The 25,310-nt window shown below is 71.7% G+C and carries 24 protein-coding genes and 1 pseudogene; 15 read left to right on the top strand and 10 right to left on the bottom strand.

The window, feature by feature from the left end:
* Positions 1 to 4: 4 nt before the first annotated feature.
* Positions 5 to 496 carry a DinB family protein gene (locus BN1555_RS04880; protein ID WP_093803188.1) on the bottom strand — a complete coding sequence of 164 codons (492 nt, stop codon included), beginning with the start codon at positions 494 to 496 and terminating at the stop codon, positions 5 to 7.
* A 169-nt stretch (positions 497 to 665) separates the two neighbouring features.
* On the opposite strand from BN1555_RS04880, the pseudogene BN1555_RS04875 reads away from it, so the two are divergent.
* The 3 genes and pseudogenes from BN1555_RS04875 to BN1555_RS04865 all read left to right on the top strand — a co-directional run.
* Positions 666 to 863, top strand: a pseudogene (locus BN1555_RS04875) (peptidase S15); the annotation flags it as partial.
* A 154-nt stretch (positions 864 to 1,017) separates the two neighbouring features.
* Positions 1,018 to 1,569: a GNAT family N-acetyltransferase gene (locus tag BN1555_RS04870; protein ID WP_093798180.1), complete on the top strand. Its 552-nt coding sequence runs from the start codon at positions 1,018 to 1,020 to the stop codon at positions 1,567 to 1,569.
* Positions 1,570 to 1,676: 107 nt separating this feature from the next.
* The gene (locus BN1555_RS04865; protein ID WP_093798178.1) at positions 1,677 to 3,683 is read left to right on the top strand and encodes a DUF5107 domain-containing protein; all 2,007 of its coding nucleotides are present in this window, start codon (positions 1,677 to 1,679) and stop codon (positions 3,681 to 3,683) included.
* Positions 3,684 to 3,690: 7 nt separating this feature from the next.
* Here the strand turns inward: BN1555_RS04865 and BN1555_RS04860 are convergent, their stop codons facing one another.
* The 3 genes from BN1555_RS04860 to BN1555_RS04850 all read right to left on the bottom strand — a co-directional run bounded on the left by BN1555_RS04860 (position 3,691) and on the right by BN1555_RS04850 (position 6,019).
* Positions 3,691 to 4,044, bottom strand: coding sequence for a VOC family protein (locus tag BN1555_RS04860; RefSeq protein WP_093798176.1), 354 nt, complete (start codon positions 4,042 to 4,044; stop codon positions 3,691 to 3,693).
* A 93-nt stretch (positions 4,045 to 4,137) separates the two neighbouring features.
* Positions 4,138 to 4,947: a class I SAM-dependent methyltransferase gene (locus tag BN1555_RS04855; RefSeq protein ID WP_093798174.1), complete on the bottom strand. Its 810-nt coding sequence runs from the start codon at positions 4,945 to 4,947 to the stop codon at positions 4,138 to 4,140.
* Between the two features lie 112 nt (positions 4,948 to 5,059).
* A complete protein-coding gene (locus tag BN1555_RS04850) occupies positions 5,060 to 6,019 on the bottom strand; it encodes a TIGR03557 family F420-dependent LLM class oxidoreductase (RefSeq protein ID WP_093798172.1) in 960 nt (319 codons plus the stop codon).
* A gap of 143 nt (positions 6,020 to 6,162) precedes the next feature.
* Between BN1555_RS04850 and BN1555_RS04845 the strand changes: the two genes are divergently transcribed.
* The 3 genes from BN1555_RS04845 to ligD all read left to right on the top strand — a co-directional run bounded on the left by BN1555_RS04845 (position 6,163) and on the right by ligD (position 10,474).
* Positions 6,163 to 7,542: an NAD(P)/FAD-dependent oxidoreductase gene (locus BN1555_RS04845; protein WP_255305882.1), complete on the top strand. Its 1,380-nt coding sequence runs from the start codon at positions 6,163 to 6,165 to the stop codon at positions 7,540 to 7,542.
* Position 7,543: 1 nt separating this feature from the next.
* On the top strand, positions 7,544 to 9,400 hold the full coding sequence (locus BN1555_RS04840; protein ID WP_093798168.1) for a transketolase: 1,857 nt from the start codon (positions 7,544 to 7,546) through the stop codon (positions 9,398 to 9,400).
* 156 nt (positions 9,401 to 9,556) lie between these two features.
* The gene (ligD, locus tag BN1555_RS04835; protein WP_093798166.1) at positions 9,557 to 10,474 is read left to right on the top strand and encodes a non-homologous end-joining DNA ligase; all 918 of its coding nucleotides are present in this window, start codon (positions 9,557 to 9,559) and stop codon (positions 10,472 to 10,474) included.
* Positions 10,475 to 10,485: 11 nt separating this feature from the next.
* Here ligD and BN1555_RS40110 read toward each other — a convergent pair whose 3' ends face one another.
* The 3 genes from BN1555_RS40110 to BN1555_RS04820 form a co-directional block, all read right to left on the bottom strand.
* Positions 10,486 to 10,968 carry a questin oxidase family protein gene (locus BN1555_RS40110; RefSeq protein ID WP_255305881.1) on the bottom strand — a complete coding sequence of 161 codons (483 nt, stop codon included), beginning with the start codon at positions 10,966 to 10,968 and terminating at the stop codon, positions 10,486 to 10,488.
* 783 nt (positions 10,969 to 11,751) lie between these two features.
* Entirely contained in the window at positions 11,752 to 12,336 is a 585-nt protein-coding gene (locus BN1555_RS04825) for an NADPH-dependent FMN reductase (protein WP_093798164.1), read from the bottom strand.
* A gap of 278 nt (positions 12,337 to 12,614) precedes the next feature.
* Positions 12,615 to 13,259 carry a TetR/AcrR family transcriptional regulator gene (locus BN1555_RS04820; RefSeq protein WP_093798162.1) on the bottom strand — a complete coding sequence of 215 codons (645 nt, stop codon included), beginning with the start codon at positions 13,257 to 13,259 and terminating at the stop codon, positions 12,615 to 12,617.
* A 295-nt stretch (positions 13,260 to 13,554) separates the two neighbouring features.
* Between BN1555_RS04820 and BN1555_RS04815 the strand changes: the two genes are divergently transcribed.
* From BN1555_RS04815 to BN1555_RS39620, 4 genes are all read left to right on the top strand, one after another.
* Complete coding sequence (locus tag BN1555_RS04815; protein ID WP_093798160.1) at positions 13,555 to 13,875, top strand: VOC family protein; 321 nt, start codon at positions 13,555 to 13,557, stop codon at positions 13,873 to 13,875.
* Between the two features lie 86 nt (positions 13,876 to 13,961).
* Positions 13,962 to 14,660 (top strand): YczE/YyaS/YitT family protein, encoded by a 699-nt coding sequence (locus tag BN1555_RS04810; protein ID WP_218058178.1) that lies wholly within the window; start codon positions 13,962 to 13,964, stop codon positions 14,658 to 14,660.
* Positions 14,657 to 15,628 carry an MFS transporter gene (locus BN1555_RS04805; RefSeq protein WP_218058177.1) on the top strand — a complete coding sequence of 324 codons (972 nt, stop codon included), beginning with the start codon at positions 14,657 to 14,659 and terminating at the stop codon, positions 15,626 to 15,628. Before BN1555_RS04810 ends, BN1555_RS04805 begins: the two co-directional genes overlap by 4 nt.
* Positions 15,613 to 15,903 carry a hypothetical protein gene (locus tag BN1555_RS39620; RefSeq protein WP_369688941.1) on the top strand — a complete coding sequence of 97 codons (291 nt, stop codon included), beginning with the start codon at positions 15,613 to 15,615 and terminating at the stop codon, positions 15,901 to 15,903. The genes BN1555_RS04805 and BN1555_RS39620 overlap by 16 nt, the downstream gene beginning before the upstream one ends.
* A gap of 73 nt (positions 15,904 to 15,976) precedes the next feature.
* On the opposite strand, the gene BN1555_RS04800 is transcribed toward BN1555_RS39620, so the two are convergent.
* Entirely contained in the window at positions 15,977 to 16,663 is a 687-nt protein-coding gene (locus tag BN1555_RS04800; RefSeq protein WP_093798158.1) for a ScbR family autoregulator-binding transcription factor, read from the bottom strand.
* Between the two features lie 101 nt (positions 16,664 to 16,764).
* Between BN1555_RS04800 and BN1555_RS04795 the strand changes: the two genes are divergently transcribed.
* The gene (locus tag BN1555_RS04795; protein WP_093798156.1) at positions 16,765 to 17,655 is read left to right on the top strand and encodes a ScbA/BarX family gamma-butyrolactone biosynthesis protein; all 891 of its coding nucleotides are present in this window, start codon (positions 16,765 to 16,767) and stop codon (positions 17,653 to 17,655) included.
* Positions 17,656 to 17,720: 65 nt separating this feature from the next.
* On the opposite strand, the gene BN1555_RS04790 is transcribed toward BN1555_RS04795, so the two are convergent.
* Positions 17,721 to 18,491, bottom strand: coding sequence for an SDR family NAD(P)-dependent oxidoreductase (locus BN1555_RS04790; RefSeq protein WP_093798154.1), 771 nt, complete (start codon positions 18,489 to 18,491; stop codon positions 17,721 to 17,723).
* Positions 18,492 to 18,598: 107 nt separating this feature from the next.
* On the opposite strand from BN1555_RS04790, the gene BN1555_RS04785 reads away from it, so the two are divergent.
* A complete protein-coding gene (locus tag BN1555_RS04785) occupies positions 18,599 to 19,507 on the top strand; it encodes a quinone oxidoreductase family protein (protein ID WP_093798152.1) in 909 nt (302 codons plus the stop codon).
* Here BN1555_RS04785 and BN1555_RS04780 read toward each other — a convergent pair.
* On the bottom strand, positions 19,496 to 20,209 hold the full coding sequence (locus tag BN1555_RS04780) for a ScbR family autoregulator-binding transcription factor (RefSeq protein WP_093798150.1): 714 nt from the start codon (positions 20,207 to 20,209) through the stop codon (positions 19,496 to 19,498). The two genes, BN1555_RS04785 and BN1555_RS04780, sit on opposite strands and share 12 nt — an antisense overlap.
* A gap of 366 nt (positions 20,210 to 20,575) precedes the next feature.
* Here BN1555_RS04780 and BN1555_RS04775 point away from each other — a divergent pair, with 366 nt between their 5' ends.
* The 3 genes from BN1555_RS04775 to BN1555_RS04765 all read left to right on the top strand — a co-directional run bounded on the left by BN1555_RS04775 (position 20,576) and on the right by BN1555_RS04765 (position 25,279).
* Positions 20,576 to 21,361, top strand: coding sequence for a response regulator transcription factor (locus tag BN1555_RS04775; protein ID WP_093798148.1), 786 nt, complete (start codon positions 20,576 to 20,578; stop codon positions 21,359 to 21,361).
* A gap of 217 nt (positions 21,362 to 21,578) precedes the next feature.
* Positions 21,579 to 23,333 (top strand): acetyl/propionyl/methylcrotonyl-CoA carboxylase subunit alpha, encoded by a 1,755-nt coding sequence (locus BN1555_RS04770; protein ID WP_093798146.1) that lies wholly within the window; start codon positions 21,579 to 21,581, stop codon positions 23,331 to 23,333.
* Positions 23,334 to 23,803: 470 nt separating this feature from the next.
* The gene (locus BN1555_RS04765; protein WP_093798144.1) at positions 23,804 to 25,279 is read left to right on the top strand and encodes an FAD-dependent monooxygenase; all 1,476 of its coding nucleotides are present in this window, start codon (positions 23,804 to 23,806) and stop codon (positions 25,277 to 25,279) included.
* The last annotated feature ends 31 nt before the right edge of the window (positions 25,280 to 25,310 follow it).

Raw genomic sequence — 25,310 nt, 5'->3', positions numbered from 1 at the left:
GCGCTCAGGTCCCCGGGTGGTCGCCCGTCGCCCCGTCGATGAGCTCACGCATGATGTCCATGTGGCCCGCGTGCCGCGCGGTGTCCTCCAGCATGTGGATGAGCACCCAGCGCATCGACACGGTGCTGCCCGACCACGACCTGCCCCGCGTGTCCAGGCCGAGCTCGGCTGCCGCCCGGTCGGCGGCGGCCCGTGCGCGGCCGTAGAACTCCACGATGTCCGCGGTGGACTCGTCGTCCGTCACCGTCATGTCGTCCTGCGGCTCGAACCACATCGGCTCGCTCTCGCGCCCGAACGTGGTGCAGAACCACCCGTACTCGACGCTCGCCAGGTGCTTCACCAGGCCCAGCAGACTGGTCCCGGACGGGGTCATGGGCCGGCGCAGCTGCTCGTCGTCGAGGCCGTCGAGCTTCCACAGCACGGCATCACGGTGCCGGTCCAGGGCGGCCCGGAGACTTTCCTTCTCGCCACCGGTGAAGGGAACACGTTTCGTCATTCCCGGAACGTAACAGCCGGGTCCGACAGCGCTCTTCCCGAAGTCGTGGCCGGGACCGGTCCGGCCGTTCTCCACAGCTTCTCCGGCATCCGCCCCGGCCGCGTCCGTTGACAGCCGTACGACGCGGGTCCCAGCATGACGGGCGCCGATACCGACCGGTCGGTAAGGTGCCCAGGGCACCGAGACCCGCATGATCCGGCAGTCCTGGGGCCACAGCGGCGGCCTCACCGGCCCCGCAGCCGGTGAACTCGACCTCGCCCGGGACGATCTGGAGACCAGTTACGTCGGCCGGCGCATCCTCGCCCGGTTCGACCGCTACCCGCACGGCAGGAAGGGCACCGACACCGGCCCCGCCTTCGCGTACTACGGCAACCGGGGCGTCAGGCCGGTGACGGTCACCAGCACCCCCGAGGACACCGGTGTCCTGGAGCTTCCGGTGACCAGGGGCTCGCTCGGCTGACGGCGCTCCCCGCCGCACGCCCGGTCACGCGCGCCGGGGAGGGCGGAAGTAGCCTGGAGGAATGTCCGAGAGCCCCGAGCGCGCCCCCTGCCTCGCCGAGGGCCCGCGCGTGGGCCTGCGGCACTTCGGCCACGCCGACGCCGACGAGTTCACCGCGTCGGCGCGCGAGAGCAGGAGCCTGCACCACCCGTGGCTCTTCCCGCCGGAGCGGCCCGCGGCGTACACCGCCTACGCCAGCCTGCTCATCGACAACCCGGCGCGGGCCGGCTTCCTGGTGTACGAGCGCCCGGACGGCCGCATCGCGGGCTTCATCAACATCAACAACATCGTCGGGGGCAACTTCCTGTGCGGCGCGCTGGGCTACGGCGCGTTCGCGCACGCGGCGGGCCGCGGCCTGATGAGCGAGGGCCTCGGCCTGGTCATGGACCAGGCCTTCGGCCCCATGGGCCTGCACCGGCTGGAGGCCAACATCCAGCCCGCGAACAAGGCGTCCATCGCGCTCGTCCGCAGGGCCGGGTTCCGGCTGGAGGGCTTCTCGCCGGACTTCATCCACATCGACGGCGCCTGGCGCGACCACGAACGGTGGGCGATCACCTCGGAGATGCGCCGCTGACCCTCGGCGGTCCTCCTCAGGACCCCCTGGTCACAGAGGCGTCCGCCGTGTTCGGATGGGCGTCGGGCGCCGGTGGACGGCGGCCCGTGTGAGGGAGTGAGACTGCCTTGGCCACGACCGTGCGACGTGCCGTACTGACCCTGCCCGCCGCCCCTCTGGGGCCGGAGAACCCGCTGCCGGTACTCCGCCCCCTCGACGAGACCCACGTCATCGACGAGCGTTCGCGCGCGCTGCTGCCGCGCGACATGGCCCGCCAGGCCGGTTACCAACCGCTGCGCACCCTCCTGCCCGTACGCGTCCTGGACGGATACGGACGCGAGCGCGCGCAGACGGACCTCGACGCGATCGTCATCGAGAACGACCGGCTGCGCGCGACCGTGCTGCCGGGGCTCGGCGGGCGCGTGCACTCGCTGTTCCACAAGCCGTCGGGGCGCGAACTGCTCTACCGCAACCCGGTCTTCCAGCCCGCCGACTTCGCGCTCAACGGCGCCTGGTTCTCCGGCGGGCTGGAGTGGAACATCGGCGCCACCGGGCACACGGCGCTGTCCTGCGCCCCGCTGCACGCCGCGGTCGTCCCCGCCCCCGACGGCGGCGACATGGTCAGGCTCTGGGAGTGGGAACGGCTGCGCGACCTGCCCTTCCAGGTGGACCTGTGGCTGCCGGCCGATTCCGACTTCCTGTACGTCGGCGTACGCATACGCAACCCGCACGAGCGGACCGTACCCACCTACTGGTGGTCCAACATCGCGGTCCCGGAGGACGAGGGGACCCGGGTGCTCGCCCCGGCGGACGAAGCCTGGCACTTCGGGTACGAACGCCGCCTGCGGCGCGTGCCGGTGCCGGAGTCCCACGGCGACGGCATCGACCGCACGTACCCGCTGCGCGGCGAGTTCCCGGCCGACTACTTCTACGAGGTGCCCGAAGGGGCCCGCAAGTGGATCGCCTCGCTCGACGCCGACGGACGGGGGCTCGTCCAGACCTCCACGGACCTGCTGCGCGGCCGCAAACTGTTCCTGTGGGGTGCGGGCCGCGGCGGACGGCGCTGGCAGCAGTGGCTGACCGAACCGGGGACCCCGGGGTACGCCGAGATCCAGGCCGGCCTCGCCCGCACCCAGCTGGAGCACGTACCGCTGGAGGCCGGCGCCGAGTTCAGCTGGCTGGAGGCGTACGGTCCGCTGGCCGCCGACCCGGGGGCGGTGCACGGCGAGGACTGGGCGGCGGCCCGCGCGGAGGCCGGGGCCCGGCTGGAGGACGCGCTGCCGCGCGCGCGGGTGGAGGCGGCCTACGAGGCGTGGCGGCCGTACGCCGACCACGAGCCCGGCGAGTCGCTCGCCACCGGCTCCGGCTGGGGCGCGCTCGAAGTCGTGCGCGCCGCACTGGTGCTCCCCGGCACGCCCTTCGACGAGGCGACGCTCGGCGAACAGCAGCTGCCGTGGCTGGAGCTGGAGCGCAGCGGCACCTTCCCGGCCTCGCGCGAGGTGACCCTGCCGGGCCCGTCGCTGGTCGCGCCGCACTGGCGGGACATGCTGGAGACGGCGCCGGCGGAGCCCCTCACCGAATACCACCTGGGGGTCGCCCAGTGGCACGCGGGCGACGTGGCCCAGGCCGTGCGCAGCTGGGAGCGGGGGCTCGAACTGGCCTCCGCTCGCTGGCCGTTGCTGCGCTGCCTCGCCGTCGCCGACCGGGAGGCGGGCAACTCCGGGCGCGCCGCCGACCATTACGCCGAGGCGTTCGACGACCTCCTCCGGCAGGAGCGGGCCGACGGCGAGGGACAGGAGCGGGCCGACGGCGAGGCGTGGACCGCGGCGACGGCCGCCCTCGGCCGCGAGGCGATCGCCGCGCTTCTCGCGGCACAGCGTCCGGAGGCGGCCCGCGCCGTCTGGGAGGGGCTGCTCCCCGCCGTACGCGAGAGCGGCCGCTTCCGGCTCGTCGAGGCCCAGCTCCTCGTCGCCGAGGGGGACAGGGAGGGCGCCCGTGCGCTCTTCGACGCCGGCTTCGAGGTGCCCGACCTGCGCGAGGGCGCGGAGGTGCTGGGCGAGGTGTGGGCGGCGGTGGCCGGCGACGAGCCGCTGCCCGAGGCGTACGACTACCGGATGCGGCCGGCGGCGGAGTAGCCGGCGGTCAGACGGCCGCGCGCCGGTCGGCGTACTCGAAGACCGAGCCGTCGGGGTGCGCGGCGATCAGGTTGCGGCCCACCGGGGTCGGGACGGGGCCCGCGATGATGCGGGCGCCGGCCCCGGCCAGGGCCGCGCCCGCCTCGTCGACGTCCTTGACGGCGATGGTGGCCGACACCTTGCGCAGCACTTCGAGTTCGGACTCGGGGCCGCTCATCAGGAGGAAGCAGCCGACCGCGGCGACGGAGACCCCGCCGCGCTCGAAGCGCAGGGCGCGGCTTTGGGTGAGGCGTTCGTAGAAGGCCACCGTGGTCTCCAGGTCGTCGACGCAGATGCGCAGCGTGGTTCCGAGGATCTCCATGGGGGCCAGGGTAGTTGGTGGCCCGGCCGTCCGGCCGGCGTATGCCCTTGGTGCGCACCGGTCCCGCAAGGCGCCGGCCCGTACCCCGGTACGTCACGCGCGGCAGAGCACCTCCCCGTGCGGCACCATGAACCAGGCGTCGTCCCGGCCGCCCCACTCGCGCCACGCCCCCGCGATCGCCGCCAGCTCGTCCGCGGTCGCGTGGCCGCCGTCCACCGCCAGTTCGGCGTACACGGATGCCGTCGTACGGTCCGCCCACAGCCCGCTCCACCAGGCGCGCTCGTCCGGCGCGGCGAAGCACCAGGCCGCCGCCGAGGCCCGTACGTCGGTGAAGCCGGCGCGCCGCGCCCAGGACAGGAGCCTGCGGCCCGCGTCCGGTTCGCCGCCGTTCGCGCGGGCGACCCGGCCGTACAGCTGCTGCCACTCGTCCATGAGCGGTACCTGGGGGAACCACGTCATCGCGGCGTAGTCGCTGTCGCGCGCCGCGACGACGCCGCCGGGGCGGCACACGCGGCGCATCTCCCGCAGGGCCCGCACCGGGTCGCCGACGTGCTGGAGCACCTGGTGGGCGTGGACGATGTCGAAGGAGTCGTCGGGGAAGTCGAGCGCGTGGACATCGGCCACCGCGAACTCCACGGTGGTCAGACCGCGTTCCGCCGCCACCTCGCGCGCCCGCCCGAGCACGTCCCCGGCCGCGTCGACCGCCGTCACCCGGCCGGGGGCGACGAGCGCGGCCAGGTCGGCGGTGATGGTGCCGGGACCGCAGCCCACGTCCAGCACGTCCAGCCCCGGCCGCAGTTCGTCCAGGAGGTACGCCGCCGAGTTGGCGGCGGTCCGCCGGCTGTGCGAGCGCAGCACCGACTCGTGGTGCCCATGGGTGTAGACCGCGGTTTCCTCCGGCATGGCGTACTCCTTGTTCTCGGCTTCTCGCGGAAGCGGTACGCCGTACGCTACGCCGCCATGCCGGAATATGAGACGCATATCTCAAGATGCGAGACGTCGTGCTTCGGCGGTCTCATGTGCCCCGTACCTGCGGCAGCACCTTCGTGCGGTAGAAGTCGAAGAAGCCGCGCTGGTCGGGGCCGATCTGATTCACGTACACCCGGTCGAAACCGGCGTCGGCGTAGGCCAGCAGCTCACGCGCGTGCGCGTCGGCGTCGTCGCCGCACACCACGTTCGAGGCGACCATGTCCTCGGTGACGAGGGTCGACGCCTGCTCGAAGTGGCGTGGTGCGGGCAGGACCTGGCCCAGTTCGCCGGGCAGCTGGTCGTTCGGCCACAGCCGGTGGACCGTGCGCACCGCCGCGTCACGGTCGGGTCCGTAACAGACCTTGGTGCCGCCGCTGGCCGGCTTGGAGCCGCCGCCCCTCCGGAAGCGGGTCACCGCGTCCTCGTCGGGGGCCATGGTGATCAGCCCGTCGCCGATGCGCGAGGCCAGCGCCATGGCCTTGGGGCCGAAGGCGGAGATGTCGATCGGGACGTGCTCGTCGGGCACGGTGTAGAGCCGGGCGTTCTCCACCGTGTAGTGCTTGCCCTCGTGACTGACCTCGTTGCCGTCGAAGAGGCTGCGGATCAGCTGTACGGCCTCCTCCAGCATCTCCAGCCGTGCCCGGGTGCTGGGCCAGGCGCCGCCCAGGATGTGCTCGTTGAGCGCCTCGCCGCTGCCCACACCGAGCCGGAACCGGCCCTCGCCGAGCTGGACGGCCGCCGTGGCCGCGGCCTGGGCGACCACGGCCGGGTGCATCCGCACGGTCGGACAGGTGACGGCGGTCTGCACCGGCAGGGAGACCGCCTCGGACAGGGCGCCGATCACCGACCAGACGAAGGGGCTCTGCCCCTGTTCCTCGTTCCACGGATGGTAGTGGTCGGAGATCCACAGGGCCTGGAAGCCGGCCTGCTCGGCCATCCGCGCCTGCTCGACGAGGTCCTGGGGGCCGAACTCCTCGCTCGACAGGAAGTATCCGAACTCGGTCATGGGAAGTGCCTCCAGCCTGAACGGTTTCCGCGGGCGGGTAACCGGCGCGCGCCCGGGGAAACCCGCGCCACCCGGTGTTTGGCCCCCGGGCTCGGGGGCACCGGGAAGGTCCATCGCCACCGCCCCGTGTACGAGGTGAAAGCGTGACCCGTCAACGTCCCCGCATCGTGATCGTCGGAGCCGGCTTCGCGGGCCATCAGGCCGCGAAGACCCTCTCCCGGGAGGTCCGGGACAAGGCCGAGATCGTCCTCCTCAACCCCACCGACTACTTCCTCTACCTCCCCCTCCTGCCGCAGGTAGCCGCCGGCATCCTCGAACCGCGCCGGGTGACGGTGTCGCTGCCGGGGACGCTTCCCCGCGTACGGCTGGTCCTCGGCGAGGCGGACCGCGTCGACCTGGCGTCGCGCCGCGTGCACTACACGGGCCCCGAGGGCGACACGGGCGAGCTGGAGTACGACCGGCTCGTGCTGGCCGTCGGCAGCGTCAACAAGCTGCTGCCGATCCCCGGCGTCTCCGAGTACGCCCACGGCTTCCGGGGTCTGCCCGAAGCCCTCTACCTGCGCGACCACGTGACCCGCCAGATCGAACTGGCCGCCGCCACCGGCGACCCCGACGAGTGCGCCGCGCGCTGCACCTTCGTCGTCGTCGGCGCCGGCTACACCGGGACCGAGGTCGCCGCCCAGGGCAAGATGTTCACCGACGCCCTCGTCCGCAAGCAGAGTGCCTGGCGGCACGCCAAGCACAAGCCGCGCTGGCTGCTCCTCGACATCGCGCCGCGCATCCTGCCCGAACTGGACCGGCGCCTGTCGCAGACCGCGGACAGGGTGCTGCGCGGGCGCGGGGTCGACGTACGGACGCGGACGTCCGTCAAGGAGGCCACCCCGGAAGGGGTCCGGCTGGACGACGGCGAGTTCGTCGGCACGAAGTCCCTGATCTGGTGCGTCGGCGTGCGACCCGACCCGCTGGTCTCCGAGGTCGGCCTGCCGGTCGAACGCGGGCGCCTGCTCGTCGAACCCGAACTGAACGTGCCCGGGCACCCGGAGGTCTTCGCCTGCGGCGACGCCGCGGCCGTGCCGGACCTCACCCGGCCGGGGGAGTTCACGCCGATGACCGCGCAGCACGCCGCTCGGCAGGGAAAGGTGGCGGGCCGCAATGTCGCCGCGTCCCTGGGGTACGGGGAGCGGCAGGCGTACCGCCACAACGACATGGGGTTCCTCGTGGACCTCGGCGGGGTCAAGGCCGCCGCCAACCCGTTCGGCGTACCCCTGTCCGGACCGGTCGCGGGCGCGGTGACGCGCGGTTACCACCTCGCCGCCATGCCGGGGAACCGGATCCGGGTCGCGGCCGACTGGGCGCTCGACGCCGTACTGCCGCGCCAGGCCGTCCAGCTGGGCCTCGTACGGTCCTGGTCGGTCCCGCTCGACACCTCGTCACCGGAACTGGCCAAGGTCCCCGGCGCACGCGGGCGGCCGGACGACAATCACGCACAAGGGGTGACCACGAGGAGTGACCACAAGGAGTGACATGGACAGCGAACAGCTCATCCAGCTCGGGCAGCAGCTGAGGGTGGACGCGGTACGGGCCGCCGACGCGGCCCAGTCGGGCCATCCGACCTCGTCGATGTCGGCGGCGGACCTCGCGGCCGTACTCCTCGCCGGGCACCTGCACTACGACTTCGACCGGCCGGACCATCCCGGCAACGACCGGTTCATCCTCTCCAAGGGCCACGCGTCGCCCCTGCTGTACGCCATGTACCGGGCGGCCGGCGCCGTCGACGACGAGGAACTGCTGACGTACCGGCGGCTCGGCAGCCGCCTCGAAGGGCACCCCACGCCCAGGCTCCCCTGGGTGGACGTGGCGACGGGCTCGCTCGGGCAGGGGCTGCCGGTCGGCGTCGGAGTGGCGCTGGCGGGCAAGCGCCTGGACCAGGTCCCCTACCGCGTGTGGGTGCTGAGCGGCGACAGCGAGATGGCGGAGGGATCGGTGTGGGAGGCCGTCGAGCACGCGGCCGACCAGCACCTCGACAACCTCACCCTGATCATCGATGTCAACCGGCTCGGGCAACGCGGCCCCACCCGGCACGGCTGGGACCTGGCGGCGTACACCCGCAGGCTGCGCGCCTTCGGCTGGCACACCATCGAGGTCGACGGGCACGACGTCGAGGCCGTCGACGCCGCCTTCGGCGAGGCGCGTTCGACCACCGGGCGGCCCACCGCGGTCGTCGCGCGCACCCGCAAGGGGCGCGGCGTCGCCGCCGTGGAGGACCAGGAAGGCAAGCACGGCAAGCCCCTGAAGGACGCGGGGGAAGCGATCGAGGAGCTCGGCGGTCCCCGGTTCGTCCGGGTGGAGGTCAACAAGCCGCACGCCGACCGGAGTCCGGGCACCTCCGCCGCAGGCCCCCTGGAACTGCCGCGCTACGAGCGGGGCGACGAGGTCGCCACGCGCAACGCGTACGGCGAGGCGCTCGCCGCACTCGGAACCGCACGCCCCGACGTCGTGGCCCTGGACGGCGAGGTGAGCGACTCCACGCGGGCGCAGTTCTTCGCGAAGGAGCATCCGGACCGGTTCTTCGAGTGCTACATCGCCGAGCAGCAGCTGGTCGCGGCGGCGGTCGGGATGCAGACGCGCGGTTACGTCCCGTACGCCTCCTCCTTCGCGGCGTTCCTCACCCGCGCCCACGACTTCGTGCGGATGGCGGCGGTCAGCAGGGCCGGCGTCAACGTGGTCGGTTCGCACGCCGGAGTGGCCATCGGCGAGGACGGGCCCTCCCAGATGGGCCTCGAGGATCTCGCGATGTTCCGCGCCGTGCACGGCAGCACCGTCCTGTACCCGTGCGACGCCAACCAGACCGCGCACCTCGTCGCCGCGATGGCGGAGGGCGACGCGCAGAGCCGGGGTGTGCGCTACCTGCGCACGAGCAGGGGTGCGATGCCCGTCCTCTACGGGCCCGACGAGGAGTTCCCGGTCGGCGGCAGCAAGCTGCTGCGCTCCGGCGACGACGACAGGCTCACCCTGCTCGCCGCGGGCGTGACGGTCCACGAGGCGCTGCGCGCGGCCGACCTGCTCGCCCGGGACGGCCTGCCGGTCCGGGTCGTCGACCTGTACTCGGTCAAGCCGGTCGACGAGCGCGCCGTACAGGCGGCGGCGGAGGCCACCGGCTGCCTGGTGACGGTGGAGGACCACCACCCGCAGGGCGGCCTGGGCGACGCGGTCGCCGAGGTGTTCGCCGACGGGCGCCCGGCGCCGCGGCTGGTCCGCCTGGCCGTGGGGAACATGCCGGGTTCCGCCACGGAGCAGGAGCAGCTGAACGCGTCGGGCATCGACGCGGACTCGATCGCGGCCGCCGTGAAGCTCCTGGCGGAGAAGGCGGTCGTACGGTGAGAGAGCGGCGGGGAGCGGCCGGCGGGGCGCCCTGAACACCCCGCCGTCCTCCTCACGCCGCGCGGGCCCGCCCACCGGGGGCGGGCCCGCGCTCGTGCTTTTTCGGACACGGCCGCTGTGGCTGTACGGCCCGGAGCGGGCCCAGGAGGAGAGACGATGAGCGACGACACCACGACCGTGCGGGCCGGACACCGCACGGTGACCGTCCACCGGCCCGGGAAGGTCCTCTTCCCCGACTGCGGCCTCACCAAGGCCGATGTCGCCGACTACTACCGGCGGATGTCGGCCTTCATGGTGCCCCAGCTGCGCAACCGGCCCCTCATGCTGGAGCGCCGGCCCGACGGCACCGAAGGCCCGCGCTTCATGCAGAAGGACACCCCCGCCCACTACCCCGAGTGGGTGCGCCGGGTGCGGGTCCCCAAGGAGGGCGGCACCGTCACGCACACCGTGTGCGACAACAGCGCCACCCTCGTCTTCCTGGCCGACCAGGCGTGCCTGACCTTCCACCGCTGGCTCTCGCGGGCCGACCGCGTCGAGTGGCCCGACCGGCTGGTCTTCGACCTCGACCCTCCCGGGGACGACTTCCCGGCCGTACGGGAGGCGGCGCACCGGCTCGGCGAACTCCTCGACCAGCTGCGGTTGCCGTCCACGCTCATGACCACGGGCTCCAAGGGCCTGCACGTGATCGTGCCCCTCGACGGGAACACCACGTTCGACGACTCCCGCGCCTTCGCCAAGGAGGTCGCGGACACCCTCGCCGAGCGCCACCCGGACGCGCTGACCACGGCCGTACGCAAACAGTCCCGGGGCGACCGCCTCTACCTCGACGTCCAGCGCAACGCCTACGCGCAGACGGCCGTCGCCCCCTGGTCGGTCCGGCCCAAGGAGGGCGCGCCGGTCGCCGTGCCCCTCTCGTGGGGGCAGCTCGACGACAAGGAACTGACCGCGCGCAGCTGGGCGTTGACGGACACCGGCGCCGTACTGGAGCAGGCCCGCACGAATCCCTGGTCGGACGTGTCCTCCCGGGGCCGGGCGCTGGGTCCGGCGCGCAGGCGCCTGCGCGCCCTGCGCTGACCGGCCCGGAGCTACGCGGGAAAGGGCCTGCCGGGCCGGACGCCCCCGGCGCCGCCGCCCGCGTCCAGGCGGGGGATGCGGCGCTGCGCGGCGAACGCGGCGGCCGGGTAGCGGGGATCGGGCCGCAGGGCGTACTCGCGCAGGCACGCCTCGGTGAACTTGATGACGTGCTCGTCGCCGTGTTCGGCGGCCCGCGCGCCCAGTTCGTCCGTCGGCGGCAGGTCCGGGACCTCCGACCGCCAGGCCGCCGTGCCCTCGTCGCGCCGGTCGGTGGTGAAGGCCAGCAGGAACGCCGTGTGCACCTGCCACAGCCGGGCCAGCGTCGGCTCGTGGAGCTCGTGCGGCAGGTGCGGGAGCAGGATGCGTACGGCGGCCGGTGCGGTGACGCCGTGGACCAGCGGGACCGGGTAGACCTCGGGTGGCCGAGGAAGACGTCGGCGAACTGGGCCGTCATCTCGCTCAGCAGCCGGGGCGCCTGCTCCGGGGCCAGCCATTCCAGCGACGCGTTGTAGCCGGGCAGTTCGTCGAGGCTGTCCAGCCGCCGGCGGGCGATGCCCGGACCCATCGGGCCGTCCTGTGCCACACGGGGCAGCGCGGCGACCGCGGCGGACAGGCCGTAGGGGCCGCGCAGCCGGGGGCGGCCGGGAAGCTCGGTGTGGCGGGCGGCCCAGTACGCCAGTCCGCGGGCCAGCTCGTCGAGCTGGAGCCGCGTGGGCTTGTCGGCGGCGGCGTACAGGCCGCGTACCGCGTGCGCGGTGCGGATGAGGCCGTGGGTCAGGCCGGCGAACAGGCCCGGGAGCAGGCGCGGCCACCAGCGGACCAGCACCTCGCGCCAGTGCGCCCCGGCCAGTTCGCGGACGAAGAGCCGCTCCCAGTCCCCGGCCCGGTCGAAGCTCCCGAGCGCGGGGCGCCAGGAGGACTCGTCCGCGGGGTCCAGGGCGAAGCGCGCGGCGGGCGGCTCGTGGTGCTCCATCGCGGCCCGGTAGCGCCGTACCCACCGGGCGACTTCGTCCTCCTGCCCGAGCAGGGCCAGGGCCTCGGCGCCCATCGGGCCGTGGTTGGCGAGGTCCACGCCCTGCCCGCGCTCGTACCCGAGGTCGTCCATCTGTTCCAGGGCTTCGTTGACCGCGTCGCTGTAGCTGACCGACGGCATGGGAACCTCACCTTCCGGACGTTCGGCTGCTGCGGGAACGGACGCCGGTGCCGCCCCGGCGCCGTGGGAGCCGCACGGGTCCCACGGCGCTGTCCGTGCCGACGGCACCGCGGTGCGGGCGGGTTCAGAGGGCGTAGGGCTGTTCGGCGCGCGCGGTGCGCAGCGCCTTGCCCCACCAGGCCACCTGGTCCAGCAGCTTCTTCGCTGCCGCGTCCGCGCCCTGGGGCGCCTCGCCGTCGGTGAATGCGGTCCAGGGGTTGTGCAGGCTGACCATTTCGCGGACCGTCATGGCGTGTACCTCGGCGAAGACCTGCCGCAGGTGTTCGGCGGCGCGCAGGCCGCCGCCCATGCCGCCGTAGGACACGAGGCCGACCGGCTTGGCGGCCCACTCCTGGAGGTGCCAGTCGATGATGTTCTTCAGCGAGGCGGGGTAGGAGTGGTTGTACTCCGGGGTGACGACGACGAACGCGTCGGCCGCCGCCAGCCGCTGGGACAGGGCGTCCTTGACCGTTCGCACGTGGTCGGCCGGCTGCTCGCCCATCGCCGGCATGGACATCGGCAGCGGGTGCTCCAGGACGTCGATCACATCGACCGTCAGGTCGCCGCGGGTCTGGGCCTGCTGGGCGAACCAGTGACCGACCTTGTCGCCGAGGCGTCCGCCGCGGGCGCTGCCGATGATGACGGCGAGGGACAGGGGCTGGGTGGTCATGGTCTACCTCCGGAAGAGACGGATGGGGCCGGTGGGGCATGCTGCCCCGGCTCGAAAGTAAACTACACCGTGCGGAGCAAAAAGTCTCCCGGCCCTCCCCATCCCGCTTTCGCCGACTGCGTCGAAGCGGTCGTGGGGGTGCGGCGCGGCCGAACGCGCGGCCTCACCGTCGACCATGGAAGTGGCAGAAGGGGCACGGCGGTCGGTGAGACCCGCCGACTGCCGCGCTGCGTCGCGGGGGCGCGCCGGGGTGCCGGCCGGCCCCGCGGGGGAAGGGGTCAGATCCCGCTTCCGTACAGCCGCAGGAAGGCGGCCACTCCTGAGGCGACCAGCGCGTCCAGCTCGCCCTGCGGCAGCGGCAGGGCGCCGTGGAAGGACCGTTCGTAGGCCTCGGACATGACCAGCTGGGTGAAGTGGGCGGCGGCGTCCTGGGGGTCGTCCGTGTGCAGCCGGCCGGCCGCCGTCAGGGTGGTGAAGTGCTGGGCGAGTCGTGCCTGGGTGCGTCGAGGCCCCTCGGTGCGCCAGCTCTCGATGACCTCGGAGGGCAGTCGTGGCGCTTCCGCGAAGATGACCCGCACCAGGGCGAAGTGCCCCTCGAACCCGCTCTGCGGAGCGGCCAGGGCGCGGCCGAGCACCATCAGCTCGGTTCTCAGGTCGGCCGGGCCGGTCAGGTGCTGGTCGATCAGCTCCTCCTGATGGGCCGCCACCGCGTGCGTGCTCTCCTGGAGCACGCTCAGCAGGAGCTGCTCCTTGTCCTGGTAGTGGTTGTAGATGGTGCGCTTGGAGACCCCGGCCTCGGCCGCGATGGTGTCCACGCTGGCGCGGGTGTAGCCCTCACGGCCGAAGACGGCGCGGGCGGCGCAGTCGATCGCGGTGCGCTTGGCGGGACGCCCTGTTCGGGCGGCGGTGGCGGGGGACGTCATGGCGGCTCACTCCTCGGATCGCGCCGGCCGGCGTGGATCGAACGAAACTACACCGGCTAGTTTACGTGACATGCCCTCCGGGGCCCCGTCCTCGCCGCGCCCCGGTGGGCGCTCGTTCATGACGGGCCGCTTTTTGCCCTGCCCGGTTTACTTACGGAACTACACCGTGTAGTTTCCTTCTTGTCGGGAGATCCGGCGAGGTCCTGCGCCTCCCGTCTCCGCTCCGGGCCTGCCCGGCCCCGTCGACGCATCAACAGCCCCCTGAAGAAGGGGTGTTCACGAGAGGTAGGACGTCATGTTCGGCAAGCTGACGGTTATCAAGATCTTCTGCACGGACCTGGACACCATGGTCGCCTTCTACCGCGACCGGCTCGGCCTGAAGATCCGCGAGGAGTACCCCGGTATTTCCGTGGTCTTCGACACCGGCCATGACGGCGAGCTGATCATCCAGAAGGGCGACCAGCCCATCAGCCTCGCCTTCACGCAGGTGGACATCCCCGCCGCCCACTCGGCCGTGGAAGACCTCCGCCCCACCGGCGTCGTCCCGCACAAGACGGGTGAGCGTTTCGAGATCAGCGACCCCGCGGGGAACAACCTGATCTTCGTCAACGCCTGATCACCCCCCTCCACCCGCGGGCCGTCCGACCCTTCCTCCGCTCCTCAGGGCGGCCCGCGCCCATCTGTCGCAATGAGGAACCCGTCATGTCGAAGTTACTCAGCACCCCCGCCCGCGTCCGACCCCGTCACAGCATCGACCTGCGCGATCGTCTCCAGGGCTACGCGCTCTATCTCGCGGGGTGTCTGGTCTTCGCCTCCGGTGCCACCCTGTTCATCCACTCCGGTCTCGGCGTGGACCCCCTGGACGTCCTCTCCCTCGGCCTCCTGGAGCACTTCCCGCTGACCATCGGCCTGGCCCAGGCGCTCATCGCGGCCGTGTGCATCGTCATCTGGTCGGTGTGGAACCGCCGCCGCCCGGTCGTGATGCCGTTCGTCACCTTCCTCCTGTGCGGCAGCCTCATCGACCTGATGCTCCTGGCCGACCTGGGCTGGTTCGCCTCCGTACCGTCCCTGGTCGTCGCGGTCCTGCTGTGCTCCTACGGCTCCGCCCTGATCATCATGAGCGGTACCGGCATCCGTGCCATGGACCTGATCGTCATCTCGCTCAACCAGCGCCTGAAGGTGCCCTTCTGGGCCGCCAAGGTCGGCGTCGAAACCGTCCTGCTCGCCCTCGGCTGGCTGCTGGGCGGACCCGTCGGCATCGGGACTCTCGCCTTCCTGATCTTCGTCGACGGTCTCATCCAGCCCTTCATGGCCTTCAACACCCGCACCCTGCACCTGACCAACCACGGTCTGGCCAGCCCCGGCGGAGTCGGAGCCCCCGTACTGGAAGGAGTCCGGTGAGCACTCCCGCACCCGAACCCGCACCGGCCCCGGTCCGGCCCGGCACGCTGCCGCTCCTGCTGTTCGCCTCGACCCTGACGGTGATGGCGGGGTCCATCCTCGCGCCGGTCATCCAGGTCATCCGCGGCGACCTCCAGCTCAGCGGCACCGAGGCCGGCCTCATCATCACCACCCACAGCCTCTCCATCGCCGTGACCAGTCCGCTGGCCGGATGGATGCTCGACCGCTGGGGCGTGCGGCTGCCGCTGGCGGGCGGACTCGTTCTGTACGGGCTGGCGGGGGGCACCGGCCTGGTCGCCGACAGCTACCCGGCGCTCATCGCCAGTCGTGTCGCGTTCGGTGCCGGAGCCGCCCTGGTGTTCTCGGGCACCACCCTGGCCCTGCTCAACCTCTACAAGGGCCCCGCGCAGGACCGTGCGATGGGCTGGCGCGGGACGGCCACCAGCATGGGCGGGGTGCTGTGGCCCCTGCTGGCCGGAGGCGTCGGGGGAATCTCCTGGCACCTTCCCTTCGGGGTCTATCTGATCGGCGTGCCACTCGGGATCGCCACCGCTCTGCTCCTGCCCCGTGAGCGGCCGAAGGGGGCCGCCCGTCCCGCCGGGGAAAGGCTCGGAGCGTGGCAGATGCTGCGCCGGCACCGCATCCTGCTCGTCTGGTACGGGCTGCAGTTCTGCGGCTCGCTGCTGCTGTACGCGCTGGTGGTCTTCCTCCCGCAGCGCCTGGCGGAGTCCGGTGTCGAGGATCCGCTGCTGGTCTCCCTGTACACCGTGGGCATGTCCGGCGCGATGAGCCTCATCGGCCTCGCGTACGCCTCGCTCCGTACCCGCCTGGCCTACAGCGTGCTGCTGCGGGGGTCGCTGGCGCTGTGGACGGCGGCCTTCCTGCTGCTCGCCGTCGCACCCAACGCCCCCTGCTGTTCCTGGCGCCGTTGCTGTTCGGCCTCGGCCAGGGGATGTTCTTCCCGGTGACCACCGTGCTGATCGGCGAGGGCGTGCCCGCGGCCGTACGCGGCCAGGCCACCTCGCTGTCGGGAACAGCCACCTTCGCCGGGCAGTTCGCCTCTCCGCTGCTGATCGGCCCGCTGATCCAGGCCACCTCGCCCACCACCGGGTTCCTCCTCGCGGCAACCGTGCCCGCACTGGCCCTGATCGCCCTGTGGGTCAGCCGGGCGGGCGTGGCCGGTCCCCAGCCCGGCAGCCCGGTGCCGGCCCCTTCCGCCGGGCCCGCCGCCCGGATCAAGTGAGGGGCCGCCCGTGCCGGTGGTGAGCGTCGTCCGCCGGGCCCTGCCGGTGGCGGCGGATCGCCGTCACCGGCGCCTACGGGTGCCGGTCCGCCGCATTCCCGGAGGTGTCGCCGGCGCTTTCCGGATCGCCCTTGCCCGTCAGGGCGAAGAGCCGGGCGGTACGGTCCGCGGAGATCTCCAGCCGGGGGAGGACCGTGGGCACGGCGATGCTGGGCAGCATCAGCTGGAGCAGTGCGGCGACCTCGGTGGGCAGGTCGTACTCACCCGGCATCCCCTCGGACACGATGCGGACGCCGGTCCAGGCGGACAGCAGCAGGCGGGCGGTCTCCGTCTCCTCGATGTACGCGTGCACCTCGCCCCGCGCCTTGGCCTCACCCAGCAACGACGCCAGGAGATCGGTCCAGTCGGGCCAGCGCGTTCCGAACATGCTCCGTGAGTTGCGGTCCACCGCCAGGCGCAACGCGGCGCTGAACATGGGCTCCCGAGGCAGCCGGTAGGCCATCAGCATCATCATGTCCAGGACTTCCTGGAGCTTGAGCCCCTGGGGCAGGACGCCTTCGGTCGTCACCGCCTCGCTGAGCACTCCCCGGGCCATGTCCTCCTTGGAGCGGAAGTGGAAATAGAAGGCGCCCTTGGTCACGCCGGCCCGCTCCAGGATCTCCGAGATGGTCGAGGCCTCGTAACCCAGCTCGTCGAAAACGGCGGCAGCGGCCTCCAAGATGACCCTGCGGGTTCGGACCGCCCGCTCCTGTTGCGCCACGCCTGGGCTCCCTGGGGAAATAGTCAAACTCTTAAAAAAGAACCGATGGGTCGGTATCTTAACTCGGGCAGGGGACTTCAGCGGCCTTTCGAGGGGGAAACGTGTCCAATAGTTTGCTTGCAGATTACGGTCAGGTGGAGCGGCGCGTCGGGATCGGCGTTCTCAAGAAGTACGTGCATCTGCACCGGGAGGAAGCCGTCCTGCTCACCGGCTGGTCCTCGCGCGGTTCCGACCGGTACACCGTCACCGCGCGGTGGCCCGCGGCGGCGGGCGGGCCCTTCGAACCCTCCTTAGTCACGCAGACGATCCGGCAGAGCTGCCTGGTCGTCGCCCATGCGGAGAGATCGGTTCCGCTGGCGCACCAGACGCTGATGGAGCGCCTGGACTTCTCTCTCGACCGGGACTACCGGGTCCCCCGGGACGAACCGGTCGACCTGACCGTCGAGGTGTCCTGCCGGAGCACGGGCCACCGCTCGATGCGGGTCGAGCTGGTCCTGCTGCACGCGGGGCGCCCGGTCGGGGAGTCGGTGGTCGACTTCAGCTGGATAGCTCCCGCGGTATACCGCCGGCTGCGCGGCGAGCACCTGCACATCGCCTGGGACGAGGGCCTCGTCCCCGCGCCCGTTCCCGCGCCCGCCGTCGGGCGTACCCACGCGTCCGACGTGGTCCTCGCGCCCACCGGCTGGCCCGGACGGTGGCAACTGCGTACGGACGTCGGCAACGTGGCCCTGTACGACCACCCCGTGGACCATGTTCCCGGGCTGGTCCTGATAGAGGCGGCGTGCCAGGCCGCACAGGCCGTCACCGGTCCGGCGGCGTTCCGTCCGGTCGAGGTGGCCAGCACGTACGCTCACTACATCGAGTTCGACGCCCCTTGCTGGATCGATGCGGCCGTCGTCCCCCCGGCGGGCGACGGCGTCACGCGGGTCGAGGTCACCGGTGTGCAGGACGGCAGGGCGGCGTTCAGCCTCACCCTTGCCTCCGTGGCCTAGACCGTCCGGTGAGGACGCCTGTTCTGCCGGGGCGTCCTCACCCTCGCAGGGGCCGGCCGCAGGGATCAGCGGTTGACGAAGCCGCCGTCCACCGGCATCACGACGCCGGTGACGTACGACGCCCGGTCACTGAGCAGCCAGGCCGCCGCCTCGGCGATCTCTTCCGGGGCCGCGGTGCGCCCCTGGGGAGTGATGGCGTGGATCGAGTCCTCCAGACCGGGATTGCGGTCGTACCAGTCGGCCGTGATCTCGCTGCGGGTCGACCCCGGCGCCACGGCGTTGACCCTGATCCCCTGGCGCGCGTACTCGTCGGCCGCGGCCCGGGTGAAACCGACGACCGCGTGCTTGGAGGCCACATAGGGGGCGGCCGCGGGTATGGCCACCAGACCTCCGACACTGCTGTTGTTCACGATCGAGCCGCCGCCGTTGTCCAGCATGGCGCTGATCTCGGCACGCAGGCAGTTCCACACCCCGCGGACGTTGGTGTCGATGATGGAGTCGTAGACGTCGTCCTTCATCAGGTGCAGTGGTGCCTGGTCGCCGCCGATGCCGGCGTTGTTGAAGGCCCCGTCGAGCCGGCCGTGGCGTTCCACCACGAAGCCGACCGCCTCCCGTACGTCCTGGGCGCGGGTCAGGTCGGTCACCACGTAGGAGGCGTCGAATCCCTTGTCGCCCAGTTCGGCCACGACGGCCGAGAGTCTCTCCTTCCGGCGTGCCGCGAGTACGACCGCCGCTCCCTCCCGGGCGAAGACGGAGGCGGCTGCGGCGCCGATGCCGCTGCTCGCTCCCGTGATGAATATGACTTTGTCTTGCAGGAGTTGGCCTTTTCCGATCATGCTCTGCAGTCTTCCAGCCCGACGTTGACGAGTTCACACCAAACGGGTAAACGGTCTGCGGCGTCACACGGTGGAATACCGGCCCGGGCTGGCGGCGTTCACCCGCCATGCGTGCCATCCAGTTCGACCGCTTCGGCGGCCCAGAGGTGCTGACCCTCCGCGACCTGCCCGAACCGTCTCCGCGGCAGGGCGAGTTACTGATCGCCGTCGAGGCGGCCGGGGTCAATTTCGCCGACACCCACCAGGTCGACGGCTCCTACCTGAGCCCGGACCGGCTGCCGTACGTACCGGGCAGCGAGGTGGTCGGCAGGACCCGGGACGGGCGGCGGGTCCTGGCCCGGACGACGGGCGGATACGCCGAACTCGCCCTGGCCGGTGCGGAGTCGGTGATCGACATCCCCGACGACCTGCCCGCGGGCCAGGCGCTGGCCCTGTTGATGCAGGGGCTGACCGCCTGGCACCTGCTGCGCACCGCCGCCCGTCTGCTGCCCGGCGAGAGCGTCGTGGTCCATGCCGCCGCGGGTGGTGTCGGCAGCCTCGCCGTACAACTGGCCAAGCAGTTCGGCGCACGGCGGGTGCGGGCCATGGCCTCCACCCCCGCCAAGCGGGAACTCGCCCTGGCGCTGGGCGCCGATGATGTGGCCGAGTACCCGCTGGACGAGCCTGCCGACGTGATCCTCGACGCGACGGGCGGCCCGCTCTTCGACCGGGCTCTCGACTCCCTCGCCGACTCCGGCCGCCTGGTGACCTACGGAAACGCCTCCCGCACCCCGTTCACCCCCGTTGATCCCGCGCGGCTCAGCCGCCTCGGCGCGGGAGTCGTCGGTTTCTGGCTGCGCCCCGCCCTGGCCCGCCCCGGTGGCTTCACCGAGCCGCTCAAGGAGCTGCTCTCGCTGACCGCTCAGGGACGCCTGCGGCCCGTCATCGGCGCCGAGTACCCGCTGGCCGAGGCGCGTCGGGCGCACGAGGATCTGCTGGCCCGCCGCACCACGGGCAAGGTGGTCCTACGGCCATGAGCGCGCGGTGCGGCAACGGAAACCGTGCGGTTGCGGGCCGGTTTCCGGTACGAACTCCTCGGGGGTGAGCAGTGACTCGTCGATCACGAAGTCCGTGCCGCCGGGGGCCAGCGTGTTCAGCGCCTGCGGGGCGGCCATCCGGGGCAGGAGCAGCTGCCAGAACCCGGTGAGCGAATGGCGCGACAGCCACTCCCCGTCCCCCCTGCCCAGTACTTCGAAGCCGGTGGTCGCCGCCACCACGGTCGCGGCCATCGGCTTCAGGGGCACTTCTTCGGCGAGGACGCCCTCCTCCATGGCCCGGGCCAGCAGCCGCTCCACGCACTCCCTCCATTCCTGCCGGAGGTTCAGGCCGGAGGGCCGGACGGTGTCGTAGCCGAGCTGGAAGCCGGCTCGCACCACCACGTCCTGGCTCAGCAGGAAGGCGAAGGTGTGCGAGATGTCGGTGAGCGTCTGGAGCGCGTTCGGCTGGTCCTGCGAGGCCCTGTGCGCCGCCCGGTGAAGGGCGCGTGCGGCAGCGGTCACGACGGCGTCGGCCACGGCCGCCTTGTTGCTGAAGTGGAAGTGCAGTGCACCGGGGCTCACACCCGCGTCCGAGCTGATCTCGGCCAGGCGCGTCCGGTCGTATCCATGACGCTCGAACAACTTGGCCGCCGAACGGATCAGCGCATGGCGGGTGCGGATGCCCCGTTCCTGTTTGGTCACGGACGGCTCCAGTCCTGGGACTACCTCTGCGGCCTGGCGGCCTGGGGAAGGGGGTGGTACTGCGGCAACTATAAAACCAACTGCATGGTTTGTATACTCGCGGTGACGCTCTGTCGCACAGGGAAGGGTCGGCTATTGGCGCCCCTGTTCATGCCTGGGGGCAAATACGCGCCAATCGGGAAGAGTTGGGCTTCAGTCACTCTCTTGTTGCGGTAGTTCGCGGGGGGCCGGTCAGGTGAAGGTGAGGCGGGTGGAAGGATGTCTTCGCATTTTTAAACTTTGACAAACCGGCTTACCGGTTTGTATCTTCGCGGCGGAAGGGTCTACTGGTGATGCGCCCATCGCGCGGATGTGCAGGAGCGGCAGATGACACAGCAGTCCACTGGCACACTGGAACCTCACATACCTGGCCGAAATCATGAAGATCGATTAGTTCCGCCGCCCACCCGTGCGCCGTCCGCGGAGGCCGGGACCCGTCCCCGGCGGGAAGCCGTGCGGGTCCTTGTCGTGGAGAACGAGCCGCGTGCCGCCGAAGCCCTGGTCCAGGGGCTGCGCCGGCACGGCTACCGGGCCGAGAGCGTGGCCACCGGCGCCAAGGCGTTGCAGGTGCACCGCAGCTCCGATCTGGTCCTCCTCGATCTCGAACTGCCCGACCTGGACGGGCTGGAGATCTGCCGGAGCATCCGGGCCACGTGTGACACGCCGATCATCGTGGTCACCGCCCGGGACACCGAACTCGACCGGGTGCTGGGTCTGCAGGCGGGCTCGGACGACTACCTGGCCAAGCCGTACGGCTTCCGTGAGCTGATGGCCAGGATGGAAGCGGTCATGCGCAGGGCCCGGCCGCAGCAGCCCGTGGAGCAGGTCATCACGCGCGGGTCGCTGCGCATCGACGCGCGGACGCGCGAGGTCCGGCTCGACGGGCGGCACGTCGAGGTGACCCGCAAGGAGTTCGACCTGCTGCACCTGCTGGCCTCCCAGCCCGAGGCCGTCATCTCGCGCAGACAGCTCATGGTCCAGGTGTGGGACGACTCCTGGTCGCGGCCGGGCCGGACCATCGACACGCACGTGAGCAGCCTGCGCAACAAGCTCGGTTCCAGTAGCTGGATCGTCACGGTCAGGGGAGTCGGCTTCCGTCTCGGACACCCGTAAGCGGTGTCCTGGGGGTTACGGGGCGTCAGAGGCTCCGTAACCCGGCCGAACCTTTGACGTATCCCTGACATTTGCTGGTCGGCCTCTCACCTGTTACGCGGAACTGCGGGATCTGTGAAGGAAGTTCACCAAAGCCTGGACAATGGCGCCTTGATCCTGATGAGCGCCCGGAACAAGCTGACATTCAGCTTCCGGACAAGCCATGAGGAGATCCGTCGTGCGCAAGGTGCTCATCGCCAACCGTGGCGAAATCGCTGTCCGCGTTGCTCGGGCCTGCCGGGATGCCGGGATCGCGAGCGTGGCCGTCTACGCCGATCCGGACCGGGACGCGGTGCATGTCCGTGCGGCGGACGAGGCGTTCGCTCTGGGCGGTGACACCCCGGCCGCCAGTTATCTGGACATGGCCAAGGTGCTGGCGGCGGCGAAGGACTCGGGGGCGGACGCGGTCCATCCGGGGTACGGGTTCTTGTCGGAGAACGCGGAGTTCGCCCAGGCGGTGATCGATGCGGGGCTGACCTGGATCGGTCCGCCGCCGCAGGCGATCCGGGACCTGGGCGACAAGGTCGCCGCCCGGCACATCGCGCAGCGTGCCGGGGCGCCGCTGGTGGCGGGCACCGCGGACCCGGTCTCCGGCGCCGAGGAGGTGGTGGCCTTCGCGCGCGAGCACGGGCTGCCGATCGCGATCAAGGCGGCGTTCGGCGGCGGCGGGCGCGGTCTGAAGGTGGCCCGCACCCTGGAGGAGGTCCCCGAGCTCTACGACTCCGCGGTCCGCGAGGCGGTCGCGGCGTTCGGGCGCGGAGAGTGCTTCGTCGAGCGCTACCTCGACCGGCCCCGGCACGTGGAGACCCAGTGCCTGGCGGACGCGCACGGCAACGTGGTGGTGGTCTCCACCCGGGACTGCTCGCTGCAGCGCCGCCACCAGAAGCTGGTGGAGGAGGCCCCGGCGCCGTTCCTGACCCAGGAGCAGAACGCCGAGCTGTACGCCGCCTCCAAGGCGATCCTGCGGGAGGCCGGCTACGTGGGCGCGGGCACCGTGGAGTTCCTGGTCGCCGCGGACGGCACCATCTCCTTCCTGGAGGTCAACACCCGTCTGCAGGTCGAGCACCCGGTCTCCGAGGAGGTCACCGGCATCGACCTGGTGCGGGAGATGTTCCGCATCGCCGACGGCGAGGAGCTGGGCTACGACGACCCGGCGGTGCGCGGGCACTCCATCGAGTTCCGGATCAACGGCGAGGACCCGGGCCGCGGTTTCCTGCCCGCCCCGGGCACGGTGACCGCCTTCACCCCGCCCACCGGCCCCGGCGTGCGCCTGGACGCCGGCGTGGAGTCCGGCTCGGTGATCGGCCCGGCCTGGGACTCGCTGCTGGCCAAGCTGATCGTCACCGGCGCCACCCGCGAGCAGGCGCTGCAGCGCGCCGCCCGGGCGCTGGCGGAGTTCACCGTCGAGGGGATGGCCACCGCGATCCCCTTCCACCGCGCGGTGGTCACCGACCCGGCGTTCACCTCGGACCCGTTCACCGTGCACACCCGGTGGATCGAGACCGAGTTCGTCAACACCGTTGCGCTCTACACCGTGCCCGGCGCGGACGGCGAGGAGGACGAGTCCGGGCGCGAGACCATCGTGGTCGAGGTCGGCGGCAAGCGCCTGGAGGTCTCGCTGCCCTCCAGCCTGGGCATGTCCCTGGCCCGCACCGGCCTGGCGGCCGGCGCCAAGCCCAAGCGCCGGGCGGCGAAGAAGTCCGGCCCGGCCGCCTCCGGCGACACCCTGGCCTCCCCGATGCAGGGCACCATCGTCAAGATCGCGGTCGAGGAGGGCCAGCAGGTCAGCGAGGGCGACCTCGTCGTCGTCCTGGAGGCCATGAAGATGGAACAGCCCCTGAACGCCCACCGCTCGGGCACCGTCAAGGGCCTGGCCGTCGAGATCGGCGCCTCCCTGACCTCCGGCGCCGTCATCTGCGAGATCAAGGACTGACCCCGGCCACGGCCGCGGACCACCGGACAACCACCGGCCGCACCAGCACCCCAGGGCCCCGCCGAAACCGGCGGGGCCCTGCGCACACCCGGTGCGTCCGGCCCGCGACGGCGCTGATTCCAGAACCTCCCGCGGGCCGCCGCGAGATTTTCCCTCCGCGGACTCCTGGTATTCGTCTGAATTCTTTCCCGGATGCCGCGGTGCGTACGGCGGTCCCGGCGGCCGGAACAGCGGGTTTGCATTCTCCTGACGCTTCCCTCACCTGTTTCTTCCCGGTGTGCAGTTGCATGAGGAAATATCACGCAGGCATGAAGAGGTGCGTCTTGAAATTCTTTTGCCGGACGAACAGGCTCATTAACAGCTTCTGTTGAACCGTCTTGAGCTGCATGTGATCCAGCATTTGCGGGCCACTGGTGCCGTCGATGCTCCAACCCTTTGAAGGAACCCCTGAGATGGCCGAGGAGAGGTATATGGACGCTGCAGTGATTGTCGTGGGCGCGGGTCCTGCCGGGATGATGCTCGCCGGTGAACTGCGGCTCGCGGGAGTCGACGTCGTCGTCCTGGAGCGGCTCACGCAGCGCACCGGAGAGTCGCGGGGGTTGGGATTCACCGCGCGCACCATGGAGGTCTTCGACCAGCGGGGGGTGCTCTCCCGGTTCGGCGAGATCGAGACCAGCAACCAGGGGCACTTCGGCGGCCTGCCCATCGACTTCGGTGTCCTGGAAGGTGCCCTGCAGGCGGCCAAGACCGTGCCGCAGTCCGTCACCGAGACGCATCTCGAGGAGTGGGCCACCAGCCTGGGAGCCGACATCCGGCGAGGCCACGAGGTCCTCTCCCTGACGGACGAGGGCGACGGCGTCGAGGTCGAGGTCCGCGGCCCCGCGGGCACCCACACGCTGCGCGCCGCCTACCTGGTGGGCTGCGACGGCGGGCGCAGCGCGGTGCGCAAGGCGGCCGGGTTCGACTTTCCCGGCACCGCCGCCACGATGGAGATGTTCCTCGCCGACATCAAGGGCGTCGACATCCAGCCCCGCATGATCGGTGAGACGCTTCCCGGCGGCATGGTCATGGCCGGCCCGCTGCCCGGCGACACCACCCGCATCATCGTCTGCGAGCGGGGCACCCCGCCGCAGCGCAGAGAGGTCCCGCCGTCCTTCGGGGAAGTGGCCGACGCGTGGAAGCGGCTGACCGGCGACGACATCTCGCACGCCGAGCCGGTATGGGTCAGCTCCTTCGGCAACGCCACCCGCCAGGTCACCGAGTACCGCCGGGGGCGCGTCATCCTGGCCGGTGACTCCGCGCACATCCACCTCCCGGCCGGTGGACAGGGCATGAACACCAGCATCCAGGACGCGGTCAACCTGGGCTGGAAGCTCGCCGCCGTCGTGAACGGCCGGGCACCGCAGGGTCTTCTCGACACGTATCACAGCGAACGCCACGCGGTCGGCAAGCGCCTGCTGATGAACACCCAGGCCCAGGGGCTGCTCTTCCTCAGCGGCCCCGAGGTGCAGCCGCTGCGCGACGTGCTCACCGAACTCCTCGCCTACGAAGAGGTCGCCCAGCACCTGGCCGCCATGGTGAGCGGCCTGGAGATCACCTACGACGTCGGCGCCGGCACCCATCCGCTGCTCGGCAGGCGGATGCCGCACCTCGAACTGGCCGGTGACGTCCGCAGGACCAGCAGCACCGAACTCCTGCACTCCGCCCGCGGCGTGCTGCTCGACCTCGAGGACAACCCGCGCCTGCGGCGCCGGGCCGCCGGCTGGACCGACCGGGTGGACATCGTCACCGCCGAGCCGCACGCGGCCGGCCGGGCCGGCGGCCTCCAGGGGACCTCGGCCGTACTGGTCCGTCCCGACGGCTATGTCGCCTGGGCCGCACCGGGCAGTCACCACGACCTGCCGACGGCCCTGGAGACCTGGTTCGGAGAACCTCGCCCGGTCTGAGCCCCGTCCGGCCCCCCTCGCACCCCCTCGT

Origin of the sequence: Streptomyces sp. Wb2n-11 (assembly GCF_001049855.1) — a bacterium.
Classification (GTDB): domain Bacteria; phylum Actinomycetota; class Actinomycetes; order Streptomycetales; family Streptomycetaceae; genus Streptomyces; species Streptomyces altiplanensis.
Note: the sequence above shows the minus strand (reverse complement) of the source record. Positions and strands in the feature narration are given on the sequence as shown.

Bases quoted from the DNA above. Each gene is read 5' to 3' on its own strand.
- BN1555_RS04785 (WP_093798152.1), top strand. From the start codon at position 18,599: ATGCGTGCCATCCAGTTCGACCGCTTCGGCGGCCCAGAGGTGCTGACC.
- BN1555_RS04855 (WP_093798174.1), bottom strand. From the start codon at position 4,947: ATGCCGGAGGAAACCGCGGTCTACACCCATGGGCACCACGAGTCGGTG.
- BN1555_RS04870 (WP_093798180.1), top strand. From the start codon at position 1,018: ATGTCCGAGAGCCCCGAGCGCGCCCCCTGCCTCGCCGAGGGCCCGCGC.
- BN1555_RS04815 (WP_093798160.1), top strand. From the start codon at position 13,555: ATGTTCGGCAAGCTGACGGTTATCAAGATCTTCTGCACGGACCTGGAC.
- BN1555_RS39620 (WP_369688941.1), top strand. From the start codon at position 15,613: ATGTTCTTCCCGGTGACCACCGTGCTGATCGGCGAGGGCGTGCCCGCG.
- BN1555_RS04790 (WP_093798154.1), bottom strand. From the start codon at position 18,491: ATGATCGGAAAAGGCCAACTCCTGCAAGACAAAGTCATATTCATCACG.
- BN1555_RS04850 (WP_093798172.1), bottom strand. From the start codon at position 6,019: ATGACCGAGTTCGGATACTTCCTGTCGAGCGAGGAGTTCGGCCCCCAG.
- BN1555_RS04860 (WP_093798176.1), bottom strand. From the start codon at position 4,044: ATGGAGATCCTCGGAACCACGCTGCGCATCTGCGTCGACGACCTGGAG.
- BN1555_RS04840 (WP_093798168.1), top strand. From the start codon at position 7,544: ATGGACAGCGAACAGCTCATCCAGCTCGGGCAGCAGCTGAGGGTGGAC.
- BN1555_RS04775 (WP_093798148.1), top strand. From the start codon at position 20,576: ATGACACAGCAGTCCACTGGCACACTGGAACCTCACATACCTGGCCGA.
- BN1555_RS04765 (WP_093798144.1), top strand. From the start codon at position 23,804: ATGGACGCTGCAGTGATTGTCGTGGGCGCGGGTCCTGCCGGGATGATG.
- ligD (WP_093798166.1), top strand. From the start codon at position 9,557: ATGAGCGACGACACCACGACCGTGCGGGCCGGACACCGCACGGTGACC.
- BN1555_RS04825 (WP_093798164.1), bottom strand. From the start codon at position 12,336: ATGACCACCCAGCCCCTGTCCCTCGCCGTCATCATCGGCAGCGCCCGC.
- BN1555_RS04880 (WP_093803188.1), bottom strand. From the start codon at position 496: ATGACGAAACGTGTTCCCTTCACCGGTGGCGAGAAGGAAAGTCTCCGG.
- BN1555_RS04810 (WP_218058178.1), top strand. From the start codon at position 13,962: ATGTCGAAGTTACTCAGCACCCCCGCCCGCGTCCGACCCCGTCACAGC.
- BN1555_RS40110 (WP_255305881.1), bottom strand. From the start codon at position 10,968: ATGGCTGGCCCCGGAGCAGGCGCCCCGGCTGCTGAGCGAGATGACGGC.
- BN1555_RS04820 (WP_093798162.1), bottom strand. From the start codon at position 13,259: ATGACGTCCCCCGCCACCGCCGCCCGAACAGGGCGTCCCGCCAAGCGC.